12 protein-coding genes are annotated in these 17566 nt (G+C 51.4%); 2 read left to right on the top strand and 10 right to left on the bottom strand.

What is annotated here, in order from left to right; genetic code table 11:
- Positions 1–120: 120 nt before the first annotated feature.
- Both BLW29_RS15760 and BLW29_RS15755 read right to left on the bottom strand, forming a co-directional pair.
- Positions 121–633 carry a DnaJ family domain-containing protein gene (locus BLW29_RS15760; protein WP_090981170.1) on the bottom strand — a complete coding sequence of 171 codons (513 nt, stop codon included), beginning with the start codon at positions 631–633 and terminating at the stop codon, positions 121–123.
- A gap of 176 nt (positions 634–809) precedes the next feature.
- Entirely contained in the window at positions 810–3110 is a 2301-nt protein-coding gene (locus tag BLW29_RS15755) for a discoidin domain-containing protein (RefSeq protein WP_090981167.1), read from the bottom strand.
- A gap of 177 nt (positions 3111–3287) precedes the next feature.
- Between BLW29_RS15755 and BLW29_RS15750 the strand changes: the two genes are divergently transcribed.
- Together BLW29_RS15750 and BLW29_RS15745 are read left to right on the top strand one after the other, a co-directional pair.
- A complete protein-coding gene (locus BLW29_RS15750) occupies positions 3288–3611 on the top strand; it encodes a MocE family 2Fe-2S type ferredoxin (protein ID WP_090981165.1) in 324 nt (107 codons plus the stop codon).
- 20 nt (positions 3612–3631) lie between these two features.
- A complete protein-coding gene (locus BLW29_RS15745; protein ID WP_090981163.1) occupies positions 3632–4864 on the top strand; it encodes an NAD(P)/FAD-dependent oxidoreductase in 1233 nt (410 codons plus the stop codon).
- A gap of 50 nt (positions 4865–4914) precedes the next feature.
- Here BLW29_RS15745 and BLW29_RS15740 read toward each other — a convergent pair whose 3' ends face one another.
- From BLW29_RS15740 to BLW29_RS15705, 8 genes are all read right to left on the bottom strand, one after another.
- Positions 4915–7080, bottom strand: a complete 2166-nt coding sequence (locus BLW29_RS15740) for an ADP-ribosylglycohydrolase family protein (RefSeq protein ID WP_256208657.1) — start codon at positions 7078–7080, stop codon at positions 4915–4917.
- 135 nt (positions 7081–7215) lie between these two features.
- Positions 7216–9033, bottom strand: coding sequence for a cache domain-containing sensor histidine kinase (locus tag BLW29_RS15735; protein WP_177186653.1), 1818 nt, complete (start codon positions 9031–9033; stop codon positions 7216–7218).
- Entirely contained in the window at positions 9011–10621 is a 1611-nt protein-coding gene (locus BLW29_RS15730) for a response regulator (RefSeq protein ID WP_090981160.1), read from the bottom strand. Before BLW29_RS15730 ends, BLW29_RS15735 begins: the two co-directional genes overlap by 23 nt.
- Positions 10622–10703: 82 nt before the next feature.
- Positions 10704–12455, bottom strand: a complete 1752-nt coding sequence (locus BLW29_RS15725) for an extracellular solute-binding protein (protein WP_090981158.1) — start codon at positions 12453–12455, stop codon at positions 10704–10706.
- Positions 12456–12549: 94 nt separating this feature from the next.
- Entirely contained in the window at positions 12550–13437 is an 888-nt protein-coding gene (locus tag BLW29_RS15720) for a carbohydrate ABC transporter permease (RefSeq protein WP_256208655.1), read from the bottom strand.
- Between the two features lie 16 nt (positions 13438–13453).
- A complete protein-coding gene (locus BLW29_RS15715; RefSeq protein ID WP_090981155.1) occupies positions 13454–14419 on the bottom strand; it encodes an ABC transporter permease in 966 nt (321 codons plus the stop codon).
- Positions 14420–14595: 176 nt separating this feature from the next.
- Positions 14596–16020, bottom strand: coding sequence for a glycoside hydrolase family 32 protein (locus BLW29_RS15710; protein ID WP_090981153.1), 1425 nt, complete (start codon positions 16018–16020; stop codon positions 14596–14598).
- Between the two features lie 220 nt (positions 16021–16240).
- Positions 16241–17545, bottom strand: a complete 1305-nt coding sequence (locus tag BLW29_RS15705; RefSeq protein WP_090981151.1) for a glycoside hydrolase family 140 protein — start codon at positions 17543–17545, stop codon at positions 16241–16243.
- Positions 17546–17566 lie beyond the last annotated feature (21 nt).

Here is a 17566-nt window from a genome sequence, read left to right as displayed (position 1 = left end):
AAGGAGGCTTAACGCCCTTCGACCTCCACAAACCAACCCTAAAACCAAAGAGAAACCCAACGTTTGAAAAAAAACGTTGGGTTTCTCGACATTCTGAGCAGCCCTCTCGGGCTGCTTTCGTTATTTCCAAAGTTCCAACTGAAGCTGCATCGTTTCCTTCGTTATGCGCCTTTTTTGCAAAATCGCACTCGGTACCATGTTGTTGAACTTCATGATTTTCTCGTTGATTTCAGTCAACTCCGCTTCGACCATGCCGCTCCTGCCAGCATCAGTACAGAGAACCAGCTTCTGCAGCTGATCCCGGATATCGTGCTGCAGCATCAGCCATGCAGGCAAGAAGTTCGCTTCTTTCAGGAAGCTGTTCGTGATATCGCCGGAAGGAACCTCGATTGGCTTCCCTTTGCCAGGCAGATGATCGAATGCGCCTTTTCGCTCCTGTTCCTTGTACATCTCGCCGATCCAATCCTGCGTGGACAGTCCGGAATTCCAGAATTGCCTCGATTCGACAGCAGGTTCCGCAAGCTCCGTCTCCAAAGTAGATTCCACCGTAGATTCGGACATCACAACTTCGTCTGCTTGAGGAGTATCTTCTGATCTGGATTGTTTTTTGTTCTTTCTGAACCAAAACCTCATCTCCTGCTCACCACCTAAATTAGACTAGTAAACGAAGAAATACTTCCTCCTATTATTTTACAAATAACATTGCGACCATGTACCTTCAACCTTTGTAGATTCCTTGAACGAAGCGGAATTTCCGTACACAAGAAAGGGAAGCAGCCAACCGTAACAGGTCAGTGCTTCCCTTCTTGCTACTGATTATAAACCTCGAACTCATAGATGGATGGCGTATTGGTCGCCGAATTGATCAACAGCCTGACGCTCGTACCGGTTACCGGCGTGAAGGTCACCGTCTTGCTCGCTCCGACCGTAGTCCCCGTTGCGCTGTCCACCCAAGCAGATCCGTTCCAATAGGAAATCTTGAAGCTCGTAATCCGCGTGTCGAACTCCTTGAGCACCACCGTATTAAACGTCGTACTGCTGCCAAAATCAATCTGCAGCCATTCTCCCGCACTTGTACCGGAAGCCGAGTTCCACCTCGTTCCCGCGGAATCGCCATCGTTAGCTTTGGCTGGCGTATAATTCGCGTCCCACTGGCTGGAACCCCAAATCGTCTTGTTCAGTCCCAAGTTCACCGGCGTTAGACTCACATTGTCAAAGGCAATCCAATTCCCGCCATTCGCTACGGAGTAGAAGCCGATTTGCACGCTGCCATTGCTGACCGGGATGCTAGGTATCGTGACCGTCGTATAGGTGGAGGTCGTCGGAACGTTCACGGACAGTTCCGTCCCGCCGTAGTTCTTGGCAACCATTCTGGCCTGACTCTGGCCGCCGCTTGATTTCACATTCGCTTTGAGCGTGTACGTACCGTTCGGCAAGCTAATATCTTGGCTAGTGTAAACCGTATAGGCTGCCGATTTCCAATGGACCGCCTCATAGGAACCACCGCTCATTCCGCCGGCTTGTGTGTAATCGGCATCAATATTCGTACCTTTATAATCGCCGCCCCACGTTGTCCATCCCGGCATGTTCTGGCCAGCAGCGCTTGCTTCAAAATTCGGATTTTGCACGAGGTTGCTCGTACCTCCGGTAGTTTGGACGACAAAGGTAGATACTGAATTCGCGGGCAAGCTGGTCGTGAACGTTTTGCCGGACAACGCAATAGTGGATAGTGTGGCCCGGTTCTCCGTCGATGACGTCCGGTAAGCTTGAACGGAGCCGGTCACGGTGCCGAATTTGTTCAGATCAAACGTGTAGCTGGCGGCCGAAGCCGTGTCATTGTAAACGATGATCGATACTTTGCCGGTTGCCGGATCGATCGCAGTAATCGTCTTGGCATCGTTGTTGGCAATGATTTTGTACCCCGGACGAATGAAATTACTGTACTGCCGCATCACATGAAACTTCTTCGTAATCCAATAATTCTGTGTGCCGTCCGAGGCAAAATGGATCAATCCCCAGTTCCCATTCCCCGCGAGCGACTCCGCTTCCGACTCAATTGCCTGCCAGTACACCCACTCTTGAGGTGCAAGGTCTTTGAGATCGGTCGTGATGGCAGAAGCCAGCCCGAGGTAGGCAGATACCGAACTATGATCATGCGTCCCGGAGGAAGTGGTCACCTCGGACATTTGCAGTCTGCGGCCATTGCCGACTGCCTTCTGATATAACCCTTGGCGATCCCCGCCGCTGTACGTATGCGTGTTAAACTGCGTGATTGCGCCGGCTGCCGTCGCATCAAGACTGTCCAATGAGCTGTGAGACATCGCGATGCTGGTTTCGTCGAGACCGCTGATCGTCGTGCCTGTGAGCGACTTCGTTATAAGCGCTGAATTGGTCGCATTAATAAGGGCAATCTGCTTTGCGCCGGCCGAAACCTTCATCCCCTCTTGCTTGCCGCCTGCTGCCCAGTAGTTGGAGTTCGCCTCATTCATTGGATTCAGCGTCCGAAACGTAATCCCCCAGCTATCGCGAAAATGCTTCACCACCTCGGTCAAATAATCCGCGAACTGGGCTTCGTACCCGTTCAGCAGGTTATCCTGGCTCGAATCGGAGTTCCCTGTCGATTGTCCGCTCTTCGTCATCCAATACGGTGCCGAATAAGAGATGGCATCCGCCTTGAAATCGGCTGACGGCACTCTGGACTTCGCCGCTTGCAGCCACCACCGCTGGTTCGCATCCGCTGTCCAGTCATAGGCGGAGGTCGAAGTCGCCTTGTACCCCGGCACCGCACCGCCAACTCGCATGGAGCTGACGTAGGCAGGGTCATTGCCGCCGCCGATGTTGTAGCGGGCGATGTTGAACATCGTGCTCGGATTCGCATCCGTGTTCGTCGTGCTGTAGAGCAAATCTGCCAGCGTATCCTTGCTGGTCCAATTGCCCGTGTAATTCGCCGACCACGCAAGCGAGGTACCCCATCCGCCGAATGGCAGTGACCGGATACCCGGATCGACGATTACCGTCGTCGCTGCAGCGGCGGGCTGCACCGCGATCACGCTCACCGCGAGCGTCGTCAGCAGAGCTGCACTCGCCCCTCTTTTTAACTGTCGAAACATTATTAATTCCTCCTTTAAGGTAGAATCAGTCGGACAATGTCCTCCTCTAAACACTTATATGAAAACCCTTACATAAATAGATGTAAGTTTTGTAGAATAGACAGTAGAAGGAGCAATGTTTATAATGGAATGACAAGGTGAAACGTTTCACCAATACGAACAGGAGGAAGTTAACACATGAGTACACTTGAGGGCTGGATTGAGGTTTGTGAAGTTGACGATATTGATGAGGAGGATGTCATCCGTTTCGATCACGCAGACCGGACGTTTGCTGTCTACCATTCCGATAAAGGAAAATTTTACGCGACCGACGGCTTTTGCACCCATGAGAAGGTTCACTTATCCGACGGCTTGGTGATGGGACATGTCATTGAATGTCCGAAACATAACGGCAGATTCGACTATACGACGGGCCAAGGCAAGAAAGCGCCTGTATGCGAGGATCTCAAAACCTATCCGGTTCAAGTGGAATCGGGCAAGATCTATATCAAAATCGATTAAGACAGGGGAATTAACCATATATGACACAACCAGGAATGGTTATAATCGGCGCTGGCGAAGCCGGTGCCAATGCAGCGATGGAACTGCGCAATCAAGGTTACGAAGGCAGCATTACGCTGATCGGCAAAGAAAACCGCACGCCTTACGAGCGTCCGCCGCTATCGAAGAGCGTCCTGCTCGAAGAAGAAACACCGGCTCCGACATTCATGCTGGACGAGGCTAAGCTCGCCGAGCTTACTATTCAGCTGCTATCGGACAGTCATGTAACTAGCATTAATCGCGAAGCGCACCGTATTCTGCTTGCAGACGGCAGAGAGCTAGCCTATGCGAAACTGCTTCTTGCAACAGGCGCAAGTCCGCGCAAGCTGAACATGGAAGGCTCCGATACTTCCGGTGCCATGTACCTTCGCACCTTCTCCGATGCGCTTGCGATTCGTTCACAGCTGCACCCTGGCAAACATATCGTCATCGTCGGCGGCGGCTTCATCGGCCTCGAAGTTGCGGCGATTGCTCGCGAGCGCGGCTGCGACGTTACGCTGCTTGAAGTAGGTCCGCGTATTCTGACGCGCGGCGTACCTGAAGAAATCGCAAATGTCGTGGAAGCGAGACATCGCGAAGCAGGCGTTACGTTCAAGATCGGCACAGCCATCAGCCGCATCACGAACGCTAACGGCACCCAGATTATTGAAATGGCCGACGGAGAAACGGTTCGTTGCGACGCTCTCATCATCGGTATCGGCGCAGTGCCCGAGATTGCTCTGGCTGAAGGCTGCGGCCTTGAGATTGAGAATGGCATCCGTACTAACGAGAAGCTTGCTACGAGCGACCCGGATATCTTCGCAGCCGGCGATTGCTGCTCCTTCCCGCTTGCGCTGTACGGCGGCACGCGCGTTCGTCTTGAATCCTGGCGCAATGCGCAGGACCAAGGCATTCATGCCGCGCAGAATATGCTCGGCGCTGATGCACCGTATGAAGCTATTCCGTGGTTCTGGTCGGATCAATACGACGAGTCACTGCAGGTTGCAGGCCTTGTCGACTTCGGCAGTGCGAACAAGATCAAGCGCGAATCGGCCGACAACGTGCATTTCTTCTTCCATCTGGCGGAAGACGGCACACTGGCAGCAGCCAGCGGCATCGGTCCCGGCATCGCCAAAGACATTCGCTTGGCGGAGATGCTCATCGAGCGCAAAGCCGTCATCGATCCAGCGGTTCTCGCCAGCGCGAGCACGAAGCTGAAATCGCTGTTGAAATAATGAATAAGAGGCGGTGCAGGATATTTATCCTGCACCGCCTCTTTTGTCTCCTAAATCCCCTTAACTGCGTAAGTCGAATATTGCGTACGACTGCCCTGATCGTTCGCGAAGCCTACCATGCCGTTCAAGTAAGGCGCAGCTTCATCCTTGTATCGAATCACAGTGTCTCCGTTAACGGAAACTTCGAAGTCACCGCCAATAGTGCTAATCGCTACATCATATTCCTGACCGTAAGCCCATTCGAAGTCGACGCTTGCGAGCTCGCGATAGCCGTTCTCGTTCTTATATAGACGGAACTTGCCACCTTCGGAGAAGCCAGCGGCATAAGAGCGAATGCCGCCCTGCACGCGGAAGAGAACGCGATGCTCGCTGCCGGATTGCGGGATGACCGAAGCCGCGAACCGATAATCCTTCCACTGCAGATCTCCCGTGTAGCTCTCGGCAGACTCGCCGTAATAGCTGCCGCACAGCTTCCCTTCATCCAGCGTCCATAAGCCGCGCAAGTACGTAAGCTGACTCACTTCAATATGAATGCCATTCCACTTCTCCAGACGTTCCTGCGCAAAGTCGATCGCGTAATCAGGCTTCCCGGCGAATTGCATGTCGTCCACATAAGCGATCAGCGGTCCCCAGCCTCCTTCGGGAATCCACTCGATGCCCGCTTCAAGCAGACAGACGTTTTCCATTGCCGGGATCGAGTAGGCTAGCTTCGTCCACTCACCTGGCGCAAGTGTGATCTTCTCCCCGTAATGGCGAACGTCCGCATTACGATCGCGTACGTACAACCGCACCTGAATCGGCCGTTTCTCCGACAGAGGCAGCATGACCTTCGCCTCGATCGATTGCCCCGGGTAAAGGTTTGGCGAGAAGCATGGATCGTAGCGGCTGTCGTTGAAATCCTCGGGACGGTAATAGGTTTGTCGGTAAGCCCGATAGCCTTGTCCGCCGTGGGAACGATCGAATACAACTTTGAGGGAGCGCTCTCCGCTTGCCGCCGCTTCCGTCGTGTTCTCCACGAAGCTCGTGACATGATGGCTCCGGTCGTCCCAATCGGTCTTGAACGCATGCGTAGAGCCCGGAAATTCAAAATGGAACTGCGATTGCGCGCCGCTTAAGATCGGCTTCCATTTGTCCGAAGGCTCGGTGCCTGCGATGCGATAACCTAACTCGGCAACGTATTGCGCGCACCATGGCAGATCGACCGCGTTCAAAGAACCGATGACGCTGGAACAGCATAGGAAGTCGTTGATCGGCTTGCGCCATGATGGATCGATGCCTTCCAAGCCGACCATTACGCCCATGATCGTGCCTACGTTGCCGACGTTGCAATCGGTATCCCATCCGCACATGTTGCAAATATTAATCGCCTTGGAGTAATCGCCCTCGGAATAAAGCAAGGATAAGACGATGACCGCAGAGTTCGGGATAATATGGCAGACGCCGGGATAGCGGTCATAACCGTAGTTATCGAATACGAACTTGAAGCAGTCCCGCCAATTATCCGGATTGCCGCGATAGAACTCGATTACGTCTTTGGTCATCCGAGTATATTCGCAATCCTCAGGAATGACAGCCAGACCTGCCGCGATAATCGCTTCAATATCCCGCTCCACGAAAGCGGCTGCGATACAGGCTGCAATGAACATGCCTCCGTATTTGCCGTTGCCGTCATGCGAGACACTGGCAATTTTCTCCGCGTAATGAGCAGCCAATTTCGGATTGCCCGGCGCGATCAATCCCCACGCATCGATAAAAATTTGTCCGCCGATTTGTTCCGCGACAGCGCTTCCATTTAACGCTATAGAACCGGAACGCGGTGCCATGATCCCGTTCTTCAAGTTCAGATAAGCGGTATGCTCGGTAGATTTACCGTATCCGCCCCACCAATAGAAGCCATGTCCGTCAGGCGCATAATTAAGCCATGTCAGCCCCATTTGCTCTTCGGTGATATCAGGCGTATGCGTATAGTCCTCAAGCGCTCGCAGGAAGAACAACGGTCCGTTCGTGTCGTCGTCAGCAGCGAAATTCTTAAATTCGTGCAAATAACCTGTAATTTCGCCGAACGTACGCTCCAGCTGCTCGTAAGACCAGCCTTCGACGTTGCCGCCATGACGGACACCGATCGTTTTACCCACCCATCCCGCATATACGCGTTCCATGTAATCCTCAGGTATCGTATGATTCACTAGAGCCGATCTTTCGGAAATCCCCATCATTCCCTTTCACACTCCGTTCTATCATTTTCCATGCCAGTCGTGCTGTACACGCTAGAGGAATTGTCCTCATCATACATCAGGGAGCCCACTTCGATATAGCAAAATAATCGGACTTTTGTGCTCGAAAACGTTCCTTTATTCCGTCTGATAAGGCAATCGGATGAATACCGACGTACCGGAACCCGGCTTACTCTTGACCTCTACACCGTACTCGTGTCCGAATTGCAGCTTAATCCGTTCGTTCACGTTGCGCAGGCCATAACCGCCCTTCTGGTTCAGCTGTGAATGTTCATCCATCAGCATAGCTACTACCTCGGGCTCCATGCCGACTCCGTCGTCACTCACCTCAAGCTGGATGATCCCTCCGTTATACCCGCCCTTGATCAGAATCGAGATTTGTTCCTTCTCATGACTAAGTCCGTGCAGAATCGCGTTCTCGACGATGGGCTGTAAAATCAGCTTCAATACGCTCGCGTCCATAATGCCGTCATCGATTGCATAGATGGAGCGAATGCGGTTCTTCATTCGATAGCGCTGAATATCGATATAAGCTTTGATGCATTCAAACTCCTCCCGCATCGTGATGACATCCTTCCCCTTGCTCAAGGAAATGCGGTAAAACTTCGCCAAGCTTTCCACGATCTCGCATACATCGTCATTCCCGTTCTTCCGGCCAAGCCAGCTGACCGTGGACAAGGTATTATAGAGGAAGTGTGGATTAATCTGGCTTTGGAGCGCCGTCAATTCGGCTTCCTTTCTCTTGATCGTGAGCGTATAGACTTCGTCGATCAAATATTTCATGCGTTCCGCCATTTGATTAAAGCTATGATCCAGCACGGCGATTTCATCTTTCCCGCTCACGAACCGCCCCGTCTCGATTTCACCGTTCCTCATTCGTTGAATACGCTTGAGCAGTATGGTCATACGGCCGAGAATCAGATTCGAGAATAGAACGAGCAAAGCTACGGATAGAGCAGCGCTGACAAGAATAAACAGCAGTCCGTAATTTCGCATGTTCTTGGTCTCTTCCAGCAGTCGGTTGACCGGAATCATATAAACCATTTTCCAGCCGTTCGACAATTCGCTGTACATCACCTTGAAGTGATCTCCACTCCGCTCCAGCAGAAAGTCCCCGCTAGCTTTTCCCCCTATTTCGCCCAGCACGTCCGCTTCCAGGTTGTTGCCCAAGCTGGTCCGATCGTTGGACGTAATAATATTCCCGTCGGGCTCCACGAGGTAGATCGCCTTGTCCTTCCCCTCTTTGGACAGCAGTTGATAGAACTCCGATTCCTTGATTTCAATCGTCAGCAAGCCTACCGAATGGTGATCCGTATAAAATTCCAATGGCCGATTGTAGCTGAATACCCGGGTATTCGGCGCGTTGCGTCTTAATTCCACGTCCCAATACAAATTACCATCGGGTATGGACTTCACCTTCCCCCAATATCCTTTATACTTCGATGCCGAGGCTCTCTGGAAATCAAGTTGACTCGCAATTTGGTCGTTGGCATAGGTTAGATAGGGCTTGGCGTTATATAGTGTCGCATTATGAAAATATATACCGACGGTTCGCAGATCGTTTTTGAATTTCAGCAATACTTTTACGCGCTCGATAAAATCGCTCTCGACCTCGTATTTGTCCAGGTTCGAACTCTTGCTGTAATCCTTCTGGAGATCCAAGTTCAAATTGGTATCAAAGTAGAAATGATTGGACAGCTCCTCATACGAGGCGAGCCGAGTTTCCATATTGTACATCAACTGCTGCATCGAGATGCCGTAGGTAAGGTTGGTCTGATTCTCGATGATCTGATTCGCCTTATGCACCAGGAAGAAGCCCATGAACAGAAGAGGCAAGAAGGCGGCGACCATATAGGAAACGATTAATTTCGGCTTCAATCTGATTCGATTGATGGTAAGGTTCGGTAACGCTTTAAGCCAGGATTTGATACGCATCTTTGAATTCCCCCGGCGATATGCCGTAAAAGTTTTTGAATACCGCGCAGAAGTAGGAAACGTTCTCGTAGCCGACAGCAAGCGCGACTTCATTTACTTTACGCTCGGGTTGGCGAAGCAGCTCGCTCGCATTCTTCATTCGGGTTTGCACGATGTACTCCTTTAGCGTCATGCCTGTGTGGTTCTTGAATAGCTTCCGGACATAACCCGGAGCCAGGAATACGCGGCCTGCAATGGAATTGATCGTTAAATCGGTCATGTACTCGCTCTTTACCCACTGCTTGATCGTTTGCACAATGTGTTCGTTTCGGTTGCCTTGATTTCGCTTACTTAATTCGGAGATGCCTTGAATATAAGCGACGACCCAGGCGGACAGCGAATCAATGGTATCCATCAGCATCAGCTTCTCCCATGGTGCCTTCTCTTGCTCGAATGCCGCTTTCATCAGCTCTTTCTTCTCCGCAAGCGTTTGCAAAGCGGTATTCAGAAGATCGATCGCCACGAACCAGGCTTGCTCCTTCTTCATCGATTTGCCTTGCAAGCAGGTCGTAACGATGTGTTCGATCCTCACCGGATCGGAGGCGATAATCGCTTCTTCCAATTCAGCTTTGGAACGATGAATGAGAATCGGATATTCATCCCAGCTGCCTTCGTCATCCTCGTGCCACAGTACATTTTGCGTGCCTGAATAAAACTTGCGGCCGACTGCCGCTCTGGCCATCCGATAATAGCGGGGGCAGCTTCGAATACCGTCCTCTGCAAGCGCGATTCCGATCGCAAGCGTCATCCCCGTTGACCGCTGCAGCTGCTGAATCCAGCTCTCGGCCGTCTGTTCCAAATGCTCTTCCATGTCTTCCTGCGTCAGAATCGGAGAACACGGAATCAGCACGACATATTCGCCTTCCCGGGTCATGACGACGGGTAAGCTCGTCTCCTCCCCGATCATCCCGCTGAGCTCGCGATAGACAGCAATCGTCTTCAAGTGCTCCGATTCCTCGCGGTCTGCCCCAAGCTCCTCCGCTTTCACGATCATGACGGCCGTGGGGATAGTAGGCAGCATCAATCCATAAGACGCTGCCCGCTGCATCGTCCGTTCGCCATCGATCCGTTCGATGCCGAGCAGAATGTCCCGCAGCAGCTGCTCTCGCAGCAAGGGCAAGCTTTCTTCCACCTGATGCTTGAGCTGGACCTCCTCGTTCTCGCGATGTTTCTCTTCTTGAATCCGGCCTATCGCTCCGGAAATCGTATCCATCAAGGTCTCTTTATTGATGGGCTTCATCAAATAAGCAACGGCGTTTACATCCACTGCGTTCCTTGCCGCATCGAAATCCTCATACCCGCTAATGAAGATGAATTTGACGTTCGGATAATGTCGCTTCAGCCGACTCGCGAACTCTAAACCGTTCATGCCAGGCATCCGCACATCTGTAATCACGATGTCCGGCTCCACGTCGACAAGAGCCTCTAAAGCGGCTTGTCCGTTCCAGGCATCGCCAATGATCGTGATGCCGAGCTGACTCCAGTCGAAGAGGGAGCGGATACCCTCCCGTTCCATATCCTCGTCGTCCACGATAAACAAGTTAATCATGATGATTCCTCCTTGCCGAAATTGCCCATTAGAAATTCGGAAAGGCTCCCGTTGCGGCAACCGGAGCCTTTCCGAATTTTATTTACTTATTTCCCCATTCTGCTTTGCGATCCTGATACATCTGGTTCATCGCTGCTTCCGCTTTACCGATGCCCATATCGTCCGCTTTCTTCAAGAACTCATCGTAGCCTTTATCGAAATCCGCATCAGACGCGGACAGGATCAGCTTGACGATCGAGTTGTAGGATAACTGATTCACTTTAGTCGTAGCAATGAACTCCGCGCTCTCCGGCTTAAAGTTCAGCCCTGCGATATCGGTGTAATCCCACCCTGTGTTTCTTCCTTCTTCGATCCAATCCGTTCCTTTCTCGCCAAACGCCTCGTTGGCTCTCTTGGTCTCTTCGTCCCACCACATCGAGAAGTCCAGTTCTTTGCGAGACATTGGGTACGTGAAGCTTGGGTGATCGTTCATGTCCGTACTGAAGGTCAGGAACCCGAAATTGTTCAATCCGCGCTTCGATGCAAACAGCTCATCATTCTGCCATCCGTTCACTTGGAAAGTCGTGCTCTTGATATATTTTTTGCCGTCTTCTTCCGTAATAAAGTAATCATAGCCATCTTTATCTTCTCCGTCAAAGTTAACGACGCCTTTTTGCAGCAAGTTGCCTTCCTGTGTATTCATGTAATTCACGAATTGCATGAACCGCTCCGGATCTTTCATTTTGCTCGAAATATAGACGCCCGAATCGTAGTTTGCTCCGTATGCGTCATAGGTCGTCTTTGCTACTTCAGGGTTTCCTTTCAGCAGGAAGTATTTGAAGCGGAACGGCTTCTTATCTTGGGTAAAAATACTGTTCGCTTCGTACATGTTGTCGAACCAAGAACCGATGGACGAGAACACCTTCTCGGAAGCCATCTTCGCCTTAAACCCGTCTATGTTCTGAACGGCCGACTCCTCGTCTAGCAGCCCTTGCTGATAGAGTTGGTTCAGCCATTTCAACGAATCGCGGATGCCGGCGTCCTTATATTTGTAAATCAGCTTATCGTCAGGCGTCCAGACGTAATCGTTGTACAGCCTTACGCCCTCGGCCCCTGCCAAGGTTTTGAGCATGTTCGTGTAGAAGCTTTCCGTTCCGAGTGCCAGAGACATCGGAATATATTGCGGATACTTTTCTTTCACTTCCTTGAGCAGCGCCGTGAGTTCGTCGAACGTTTGCGGCTTGTACCAGCCCTTAGCCTCTAGAACGTTGGTCAGAAACTGAAAGCTATAGCCGGTTTCCAGCATTCTGTCCGCACCCGGAAGGATATAGCCCGAAGGGATCTTATAGATCTTTCCGTCTTCGCTTTTCAGTTGGCCCCATACCGCGTTTAAATTCTCCTTGATTTGCCCGCCGTATTTATCGAATAATTCGTCTAATGGAATGACATAGCCGGCGTCAATGAACTTCTGCGCCATGGAAGGATTGGAAATGACAATCGCGTCGGTCATTTCACCGCTGGCCAGCATAATATTCAGTTTCTCGTCCACATTGGCCGGAGGCGATTCAAGATTTAGGCGAACCTTCGTTTTATCATAGACCTGTTTCACGACCGGCGCATCCTGAGACGCAAGCTGCGGTACGTTCCAGCCAAGCATGACGCTGAATTCCGCATCCGGCAATGCAGACATATCCCCTGTCTGCGCCGCTGCGCTTGATTCGTTTGTTTCTGACGATTGCTTCGCGGAATCGTCCGTCGCGTTGTTGTTATTGCCAGAGCAACCTGCTACTACGGAAATAATCAACAGAGCGCTCAACATCATACCAAGTACTTTCCGAACTCTTGCTTTTCTCATGTGAAACCTAACCTCCCCCATTAGTGTAAATTCTCTTTGACTATTATGCTATTACAAATCCTCTAGGAGGACGAACAGCCCCGAATTTAACCGATTACCCCTTTATGGAGCCGAGCAGCATACCTTTGACGAAATATTTCTGAATGAATGGGTACACGCACAGTATGGGCACCGTTGCGACCATCGTAATCGCCATCTTGACGGCTTCAGGCGTGACTTTGACCATCCCTCGGCGGGCCATGCTGGATTTCATCTGATTGATCATCGCGCCGGCCTCGGTCTGATTCAAAATTTTCATCAGCACGTATTGGAGCGTCTGCAGCTTGCCATTGACCGTGAAGAACAGCGTGTCCTGCCAAGAGTTCCATTGCCCGACGGCAACGAACAGGCCAATCGTGGCGATAATCGGCGTCGATAGCGGCAGGATGATTCGGAAGAATACATAAATATCGTTAGCTCCGTCGATATAAGCGGATTCGATCAGCGATTCCGGAATGGCTTTGAAATTCGTGCGAAGGAGGATCATATTGAAGGCGCTGATCAGGCCCGGGATAATGTAGACCCAGAACGAATTATAGATGTGGATCGTCTTAAACAGAATAAACGTAGGGATCAAGCCGCCGTAGAGGAACATGGTCATAATGAACAGCGAATTGAAAAACTTGTATCCGATCAGATCCTTCTTACATAACGAGTAAGCCAGCATCGCCGTACATAAGACCGAGGTTACCGTCCCGACGACGGTCCGCAGCACACTCATGACGGAAGCATCGATTAAGGCATCGTAGCGGAAGATGACACCGTAATTTGCAAACGTGAATTTGCGAGGCCACACCGTCAGCCCTCCACGCATGGAATCCACAGCATCATTAAGTGAGAAAGCAAGCACATGTAGGAACGGATACAACGTAACAACCATCAATATCGTAAGGACACCTATGTTAAAGACATCGAACGCAGCATCCTGCCATCTCATTTTCATCGTCTTGTCCCTCTCTTCATAGCACGTTATCCTCGCCCAGCTTCTTCGCCATGCGATTTACCAGATACAGGAGCACCAGCGATACCAACAATCGGAACAGGCCAATCGCAGTTGCGTATGAGTACATCGCATTACCTAGTCCCATGCGGTATACGTACGTATCAATGACTTCGGAATAGTCATGTACCATTGGATTGCCGAGCAAATAGGATGGATCGAAGCCTGCATTTAGGATTCCGCTTGTGCTAAGCACGAGCAGCACCACAATCGTCGGACGGATACACGGTAAGGTGATATGCCACATTTTCCTCCAACGTCCCGCTCCGTCTACACTGGCTGCGTCGTACAATTCCGTGTCTACCGACGACATAGCTGCAATGTAGATAATTGCGTCCCAGCCGATATTTTTCCAAACGTTGATGAGTACGACGAGCACCCAGAACAAATGCGGCTCGGCGAAGAAGAAGATCGGCTTATCGATCAGACCAAGCTTCAACAAAATGCGGTTAACCGTCCCATCCGAAGGTGAGAGCAGCGTCAGGAACAGGTTGGCGACTACGACATACGAAATGAAATAGGGTAGGTAGGATACGGTTTGAACCGTCCGTTTGAAGAAAACACCCTTCACTTCATTCAGCAGCAGCGCAAGGGCAACCGCTCCGAATGTACCTACTATGATATTCAGAACACTGATCGCAATCGTGTTCCGAAGCAGTATATAGAGCATTTCTTCTTGGAAGAAGGCTTGGAAATGCTTGAGGCCAACCCAAGGGCTGCCCGTCACTCCCTTACCGGGATTGTAGTCCTGGAACGCCATGATCCAGCCCCATATCGGAGCATAGCAGAATACGGCTGCCCAAATCGCAAACGGGAGGCTGAAGAGCAGCAATATCTTCTGCCTCTTGATCTTCCTCCAAATGTGGGTTCTTCGATGAATAGGTGGGGAAGCTGCCGGCAGTAACTCTCCCGGGATATGATTCATATGCTGGTCATCCTCTCTGGCCTTTCCTCGCTGCATTGAAAGCGGATTCAATTGTTGTATTCATCATAGCTCACGACTCTCTCGGGAAATATCCAAATTAGCGGACATTCATGTTTGAAAACGCTCTTTTTGAGGTGAAGCAGCTCTCGCCGGTGAAATAGCACGAACCCGGATGGTTATCCGGGTTCGTGCTGCTCAGGCCATATGGAAGGAAGCGTCCAGACCTGCAGCGAACGGAATGTGACGCTGCCGCTGCCTGCAATGACGCTGATTCTATCGCTATCTTCCGAAAGTGGATACATCCGTGTTGAAATACAAGATTCATAGCTGGCGAACACTTCCAGCAATGAATGGTCCAGGAAAATATGTACGGTGGTTGTATCTCCGGCCTGCCAATTCATTTCCGCCTGCAGCTCCATGCGATGTGTCGAAGGTGAAAGGCTTGAACGAGAGCGGTCTATGGTAAAACGCTGCTGACTTGGATCAAATAGGATGAGCGTCGCTTCTTCGTCGTCCTCCCCATGCAGCAGCTTGAATCCGAAAGTGGAGTCCGCATCTGTCCATTCGATTTCAGCAAGCAGCTCGAACGCTCTCCCCCTCGTATTCAGTGTGCATGTTTGGCCGCCGCTCAACGTCAGGTTGCTTGTGCTCTCGTACGCTCCGCGCAGCTGTTTGAGTTCCTTGGCCGGCTCCATACGGAGTGCACCGCTCGCTGTCAGCGACAGTTCCCGGGGAAGCGTCAGCGCGCCTGCCCATCCCTTCGCACCATCGAATTGTCCACGCGCGAATTCGGGCATCCACGCCCATAACAATTTCCGGCCCTCGCCATCCTCCATCACATTCGGCGCATAGAAACCTTCCCAACCACTGGGATCGAGTATCCCATGCCGCTCTGGCGTAAATGTAAAGTCGTCGTTAAACGTCCCCGTATAATAGCGGACTGCGTCCTTGGGAGAGTAAATCAATACATATTTGCCATCCAGCGGGAAGAATATCGGGCATTCCCATAGATACTCTTCCGTGCGCTGAGCTTCCATTAACTTATTCAGAAGTTTCCATGATTTCAGATCATCCGAACCATAGATCATGGCACAGCCTTTGCCGTTATGTTTTCCCCCGATGACCATCAGCCAGCTCTCGCCGTGTTTCCAGATGTAAGGGTCGCGCCAATCGCGAATATTCAGCTCTCCGTGAATGTCCTTCGACAGGACCGGATTCCCCGGATACTTGTGCCAGGTCATCATCCCGTCCGTGCTCACGGCCATCCATTGCTCTGCCCCATCCTCGTATCCCCGCTCCACGCTGCTGCCAATGCTTGTATAGAACAGAGTTGGAACGCCTTCCGGTCCGAGCACGGCGCAGCCCGAGAAACAATGCTCTTCCCCTTGTTCCGTTGAAGGGGTCAACGCGACCGGAAGATGTTCCCAATGGATTAAATCGCGGCTTTTCGCATGACCCCAATGAATCGTTCCCCAAGTATCGCCGTTCGGGTTGTATTGATAGAACACATGATATTCTCCTTGGTAATAAAGCAAGCCGTTAGGATCGTTCATCCAGTTGCCAGGCGGCAGAAAGTGATAGATCGGACGATAGAGGTTCATCTTATCTTTGCTCCTTTATTTGCATAGTGAGACGAGACACCATCATCATAGAGCACGCCATTCGGACACGAATATATTAAAATGTGGTTTTTCATACTGGTTTCCGTACCATTTGCTGATGAACGACAAAACGCCTGTCACTATGCCCTGGGGGCATAATAACAGGCGTATCTATTGATTAGTGCGGGAGGAGCAGTGAAGGATTAGTAGTGTCGGATGCTTATTTCGCGACTTTCAGCACCAGTACCCAGTCATTCCCTCTGCCGCTGATCGGCGGTGTGAACGTTTCTTCGCCGCTGTTGTCGAACTCGCCGATTCCGCTGTACTCCCCTGTCCGAGGGTCGAACCATGAAGCTTCGATGCGGCTTCCTTGTAGAATACCGAGCGCTGCGCGGAATGGCAGACCGTTCGGGCTGTAGATGAAGCCGTAATTCTCGCCGCGAGTAGCTACCATGTAATTGGCGCCTTCATAGTTCTCGGCAATCAAGCTTTGATCCGGCACCCGGTCGAAGAAGGAGACAGATTCAATTAGATTCCGCACATGCTGCATCTGCTGCGCGCCTGGACGGTGAAGCGCTTGTCTCCAGTTCATAATGAAATAAGGCTCCGGCTTCGTTGTCATCGACCAGATGGAATGGTGCCCATACGTATGCCCAAAGCCACCGGAGAACACCGCATAATAGGCTCCGATCCGTACATCCGCTTGATCGAAGTAGCCGTTCACTGCTTTGAAATTGATCGGATGATCCTCGTAGCAAGGCTCCGCATCGAATGTCGGCTTAACCGGCAGTTTATTGTAATCCGCACTTACATGCTTATAATTGACGCGAATGATCTCATGATGCCCGGATTGGATCATATTAAAATCCAACCATGACGCATCATGCAGATGGCGCGAAGAGGACGTATCGCCGCACGGATGGAAGGTAATCAGATTACGACCGCCATCGCCTTCCCGTAGTCCCGCAGCCAGCTCATTATTAACCTCGAAATGCTCAAGCGTTTGCAGTGGACGGTCACCGCCAAGCACCCAAATGATGTTCGAGCGATCCTTGTAACGCTCACCTAGCCATTGTCCGTAAACTCTCGCATTATCTCCATTGAAGACAGCCGGCCCTTTGCCCCAAGCTACATTGTACTTATCGCCCCAAGTAGGCAGGAAAGCTACGTAGATGCCGTACTCCGCCGCACGATCCACTACATAATCGACATGGCTCCAATAGTTATCTTCGCCATCTAAATCGGGTAGGGTTGGATCATAGTTCCCCTCAGCATTCTGCTTCAGCGGACGGCGTCCGTACACATTATCGACGGTCAGCCCTTCGAACTCGGCCAGTGCAACGATCTGAACCACGTTGAACTTCTGCTCTGCTCTACCTTTCAAATATTCATCCGCATCCTCGCGGCTTAATCTATGAAACAGCTCCCAAGCCGTATCCCCAAGCCAAAAAAACGGCGTACCGTCCGCTTGCATCAAAAACCTCTTGTTATCGCTGACCTTCAACTGCTGCAACGTGCTCGACATCCTCTTCACTCACGCTCCCGG

This window comes from Paenibacillus sp. CF384, assembly GCF_900106745.1.
Classification (GTDB): domain Bacteria; phylum Bacillota; class Bacilli; order Paenibacillales; family Paenibacillaceae; genus Paenibacillus_Z.
The sequence above is the reverse complement of the archived record's forward strand: the minus strand, read 5'-3'. Positions and strand labels throughout refer to the sequence as shown.

Coding starts and splice junctions, on each gene's coding strand:
- BLW29_RS15705 (WP_090981151.1), bottom strand. CDS start 17,545: ATGTCGAGCACGTTGCAGCAGTTGAAGGTCAGCGATAACAAGAGGTTT.
- BLW29_RS15735 (WP_177186653.1), bottom strand. CDS start 9,033: ATGCGTATCAAATCCTGGCTTAAAGCGTTACCGAACCTTACCATCAAT.
- BLW29_RS15750 (WP_090981165.1), top strand. CDS start 3,288: ATGAGTACACTTGAGGGCTGGATTGAGGTTTGTGAAGTTGACGATATT.
- BLW29_RS15745 (WP_090981163.1), top strand. CDS start 3,632: ATGACACAACCAGGAATGGTTATAATCGGCGCTGGCGAAGCCGGTGCC.
- BLW29_RS15760 (WP_090981170.1), bottom strand. CDS start 633: ATGAGGTTTTGGTTCAGAAAGAACAAAAAACAATCCAGATCAGAAGAT.
- BLW29_RS15710 (WP_090981153.1), bottom strand. CDS start 16,020: ATGAACCTCTATCGTCCGATCTATCACTTTCTGCCGCCTGGCAACTGG.
- BLW29_RS15715 (WP_090981155.1), bottom strand. CDS start 14,419: ATGAATCATATCCCGGGAGAGTTACTGCCGGCAGCTTCCCCACCTATT.
- BLW29_RS15755 (WP_090981167.1), bottom strand. CDS start 3,110: ATGTTTCGACAGTTAAAAAGAGGGGCGAGTGCAGCTCTGCTGACGACG.
- BLW29_RS15725 (WP_090981158.1), bottom strand. CDS start 12,455: ATGAGAAAAGCAAGAGTTCGGAAAGTACTTGGTATGATGTTGAGCGCT.
- BLW29_RS15720 (WP_256208655.1), bottom strand. CDS start 13,437: ATGAAAATGAGATGGCAGGATGCTGCGTTCGATGTCTTTAACATAGGT.
- BLW29_RS15730 (WP_090981160.1), bottom strand. CDS start 10,621: ATGATTAACTTGTTTATCGTGGACGACGAGGATATGGAACGGGAGGGT.
- BLW29_RS15740 (WP_256208657.1), bottom strand. CDS start 7,080: ATGATGGGGATTTCCGAAAGATCGGCTCTAGTGAATCATACGATACCT.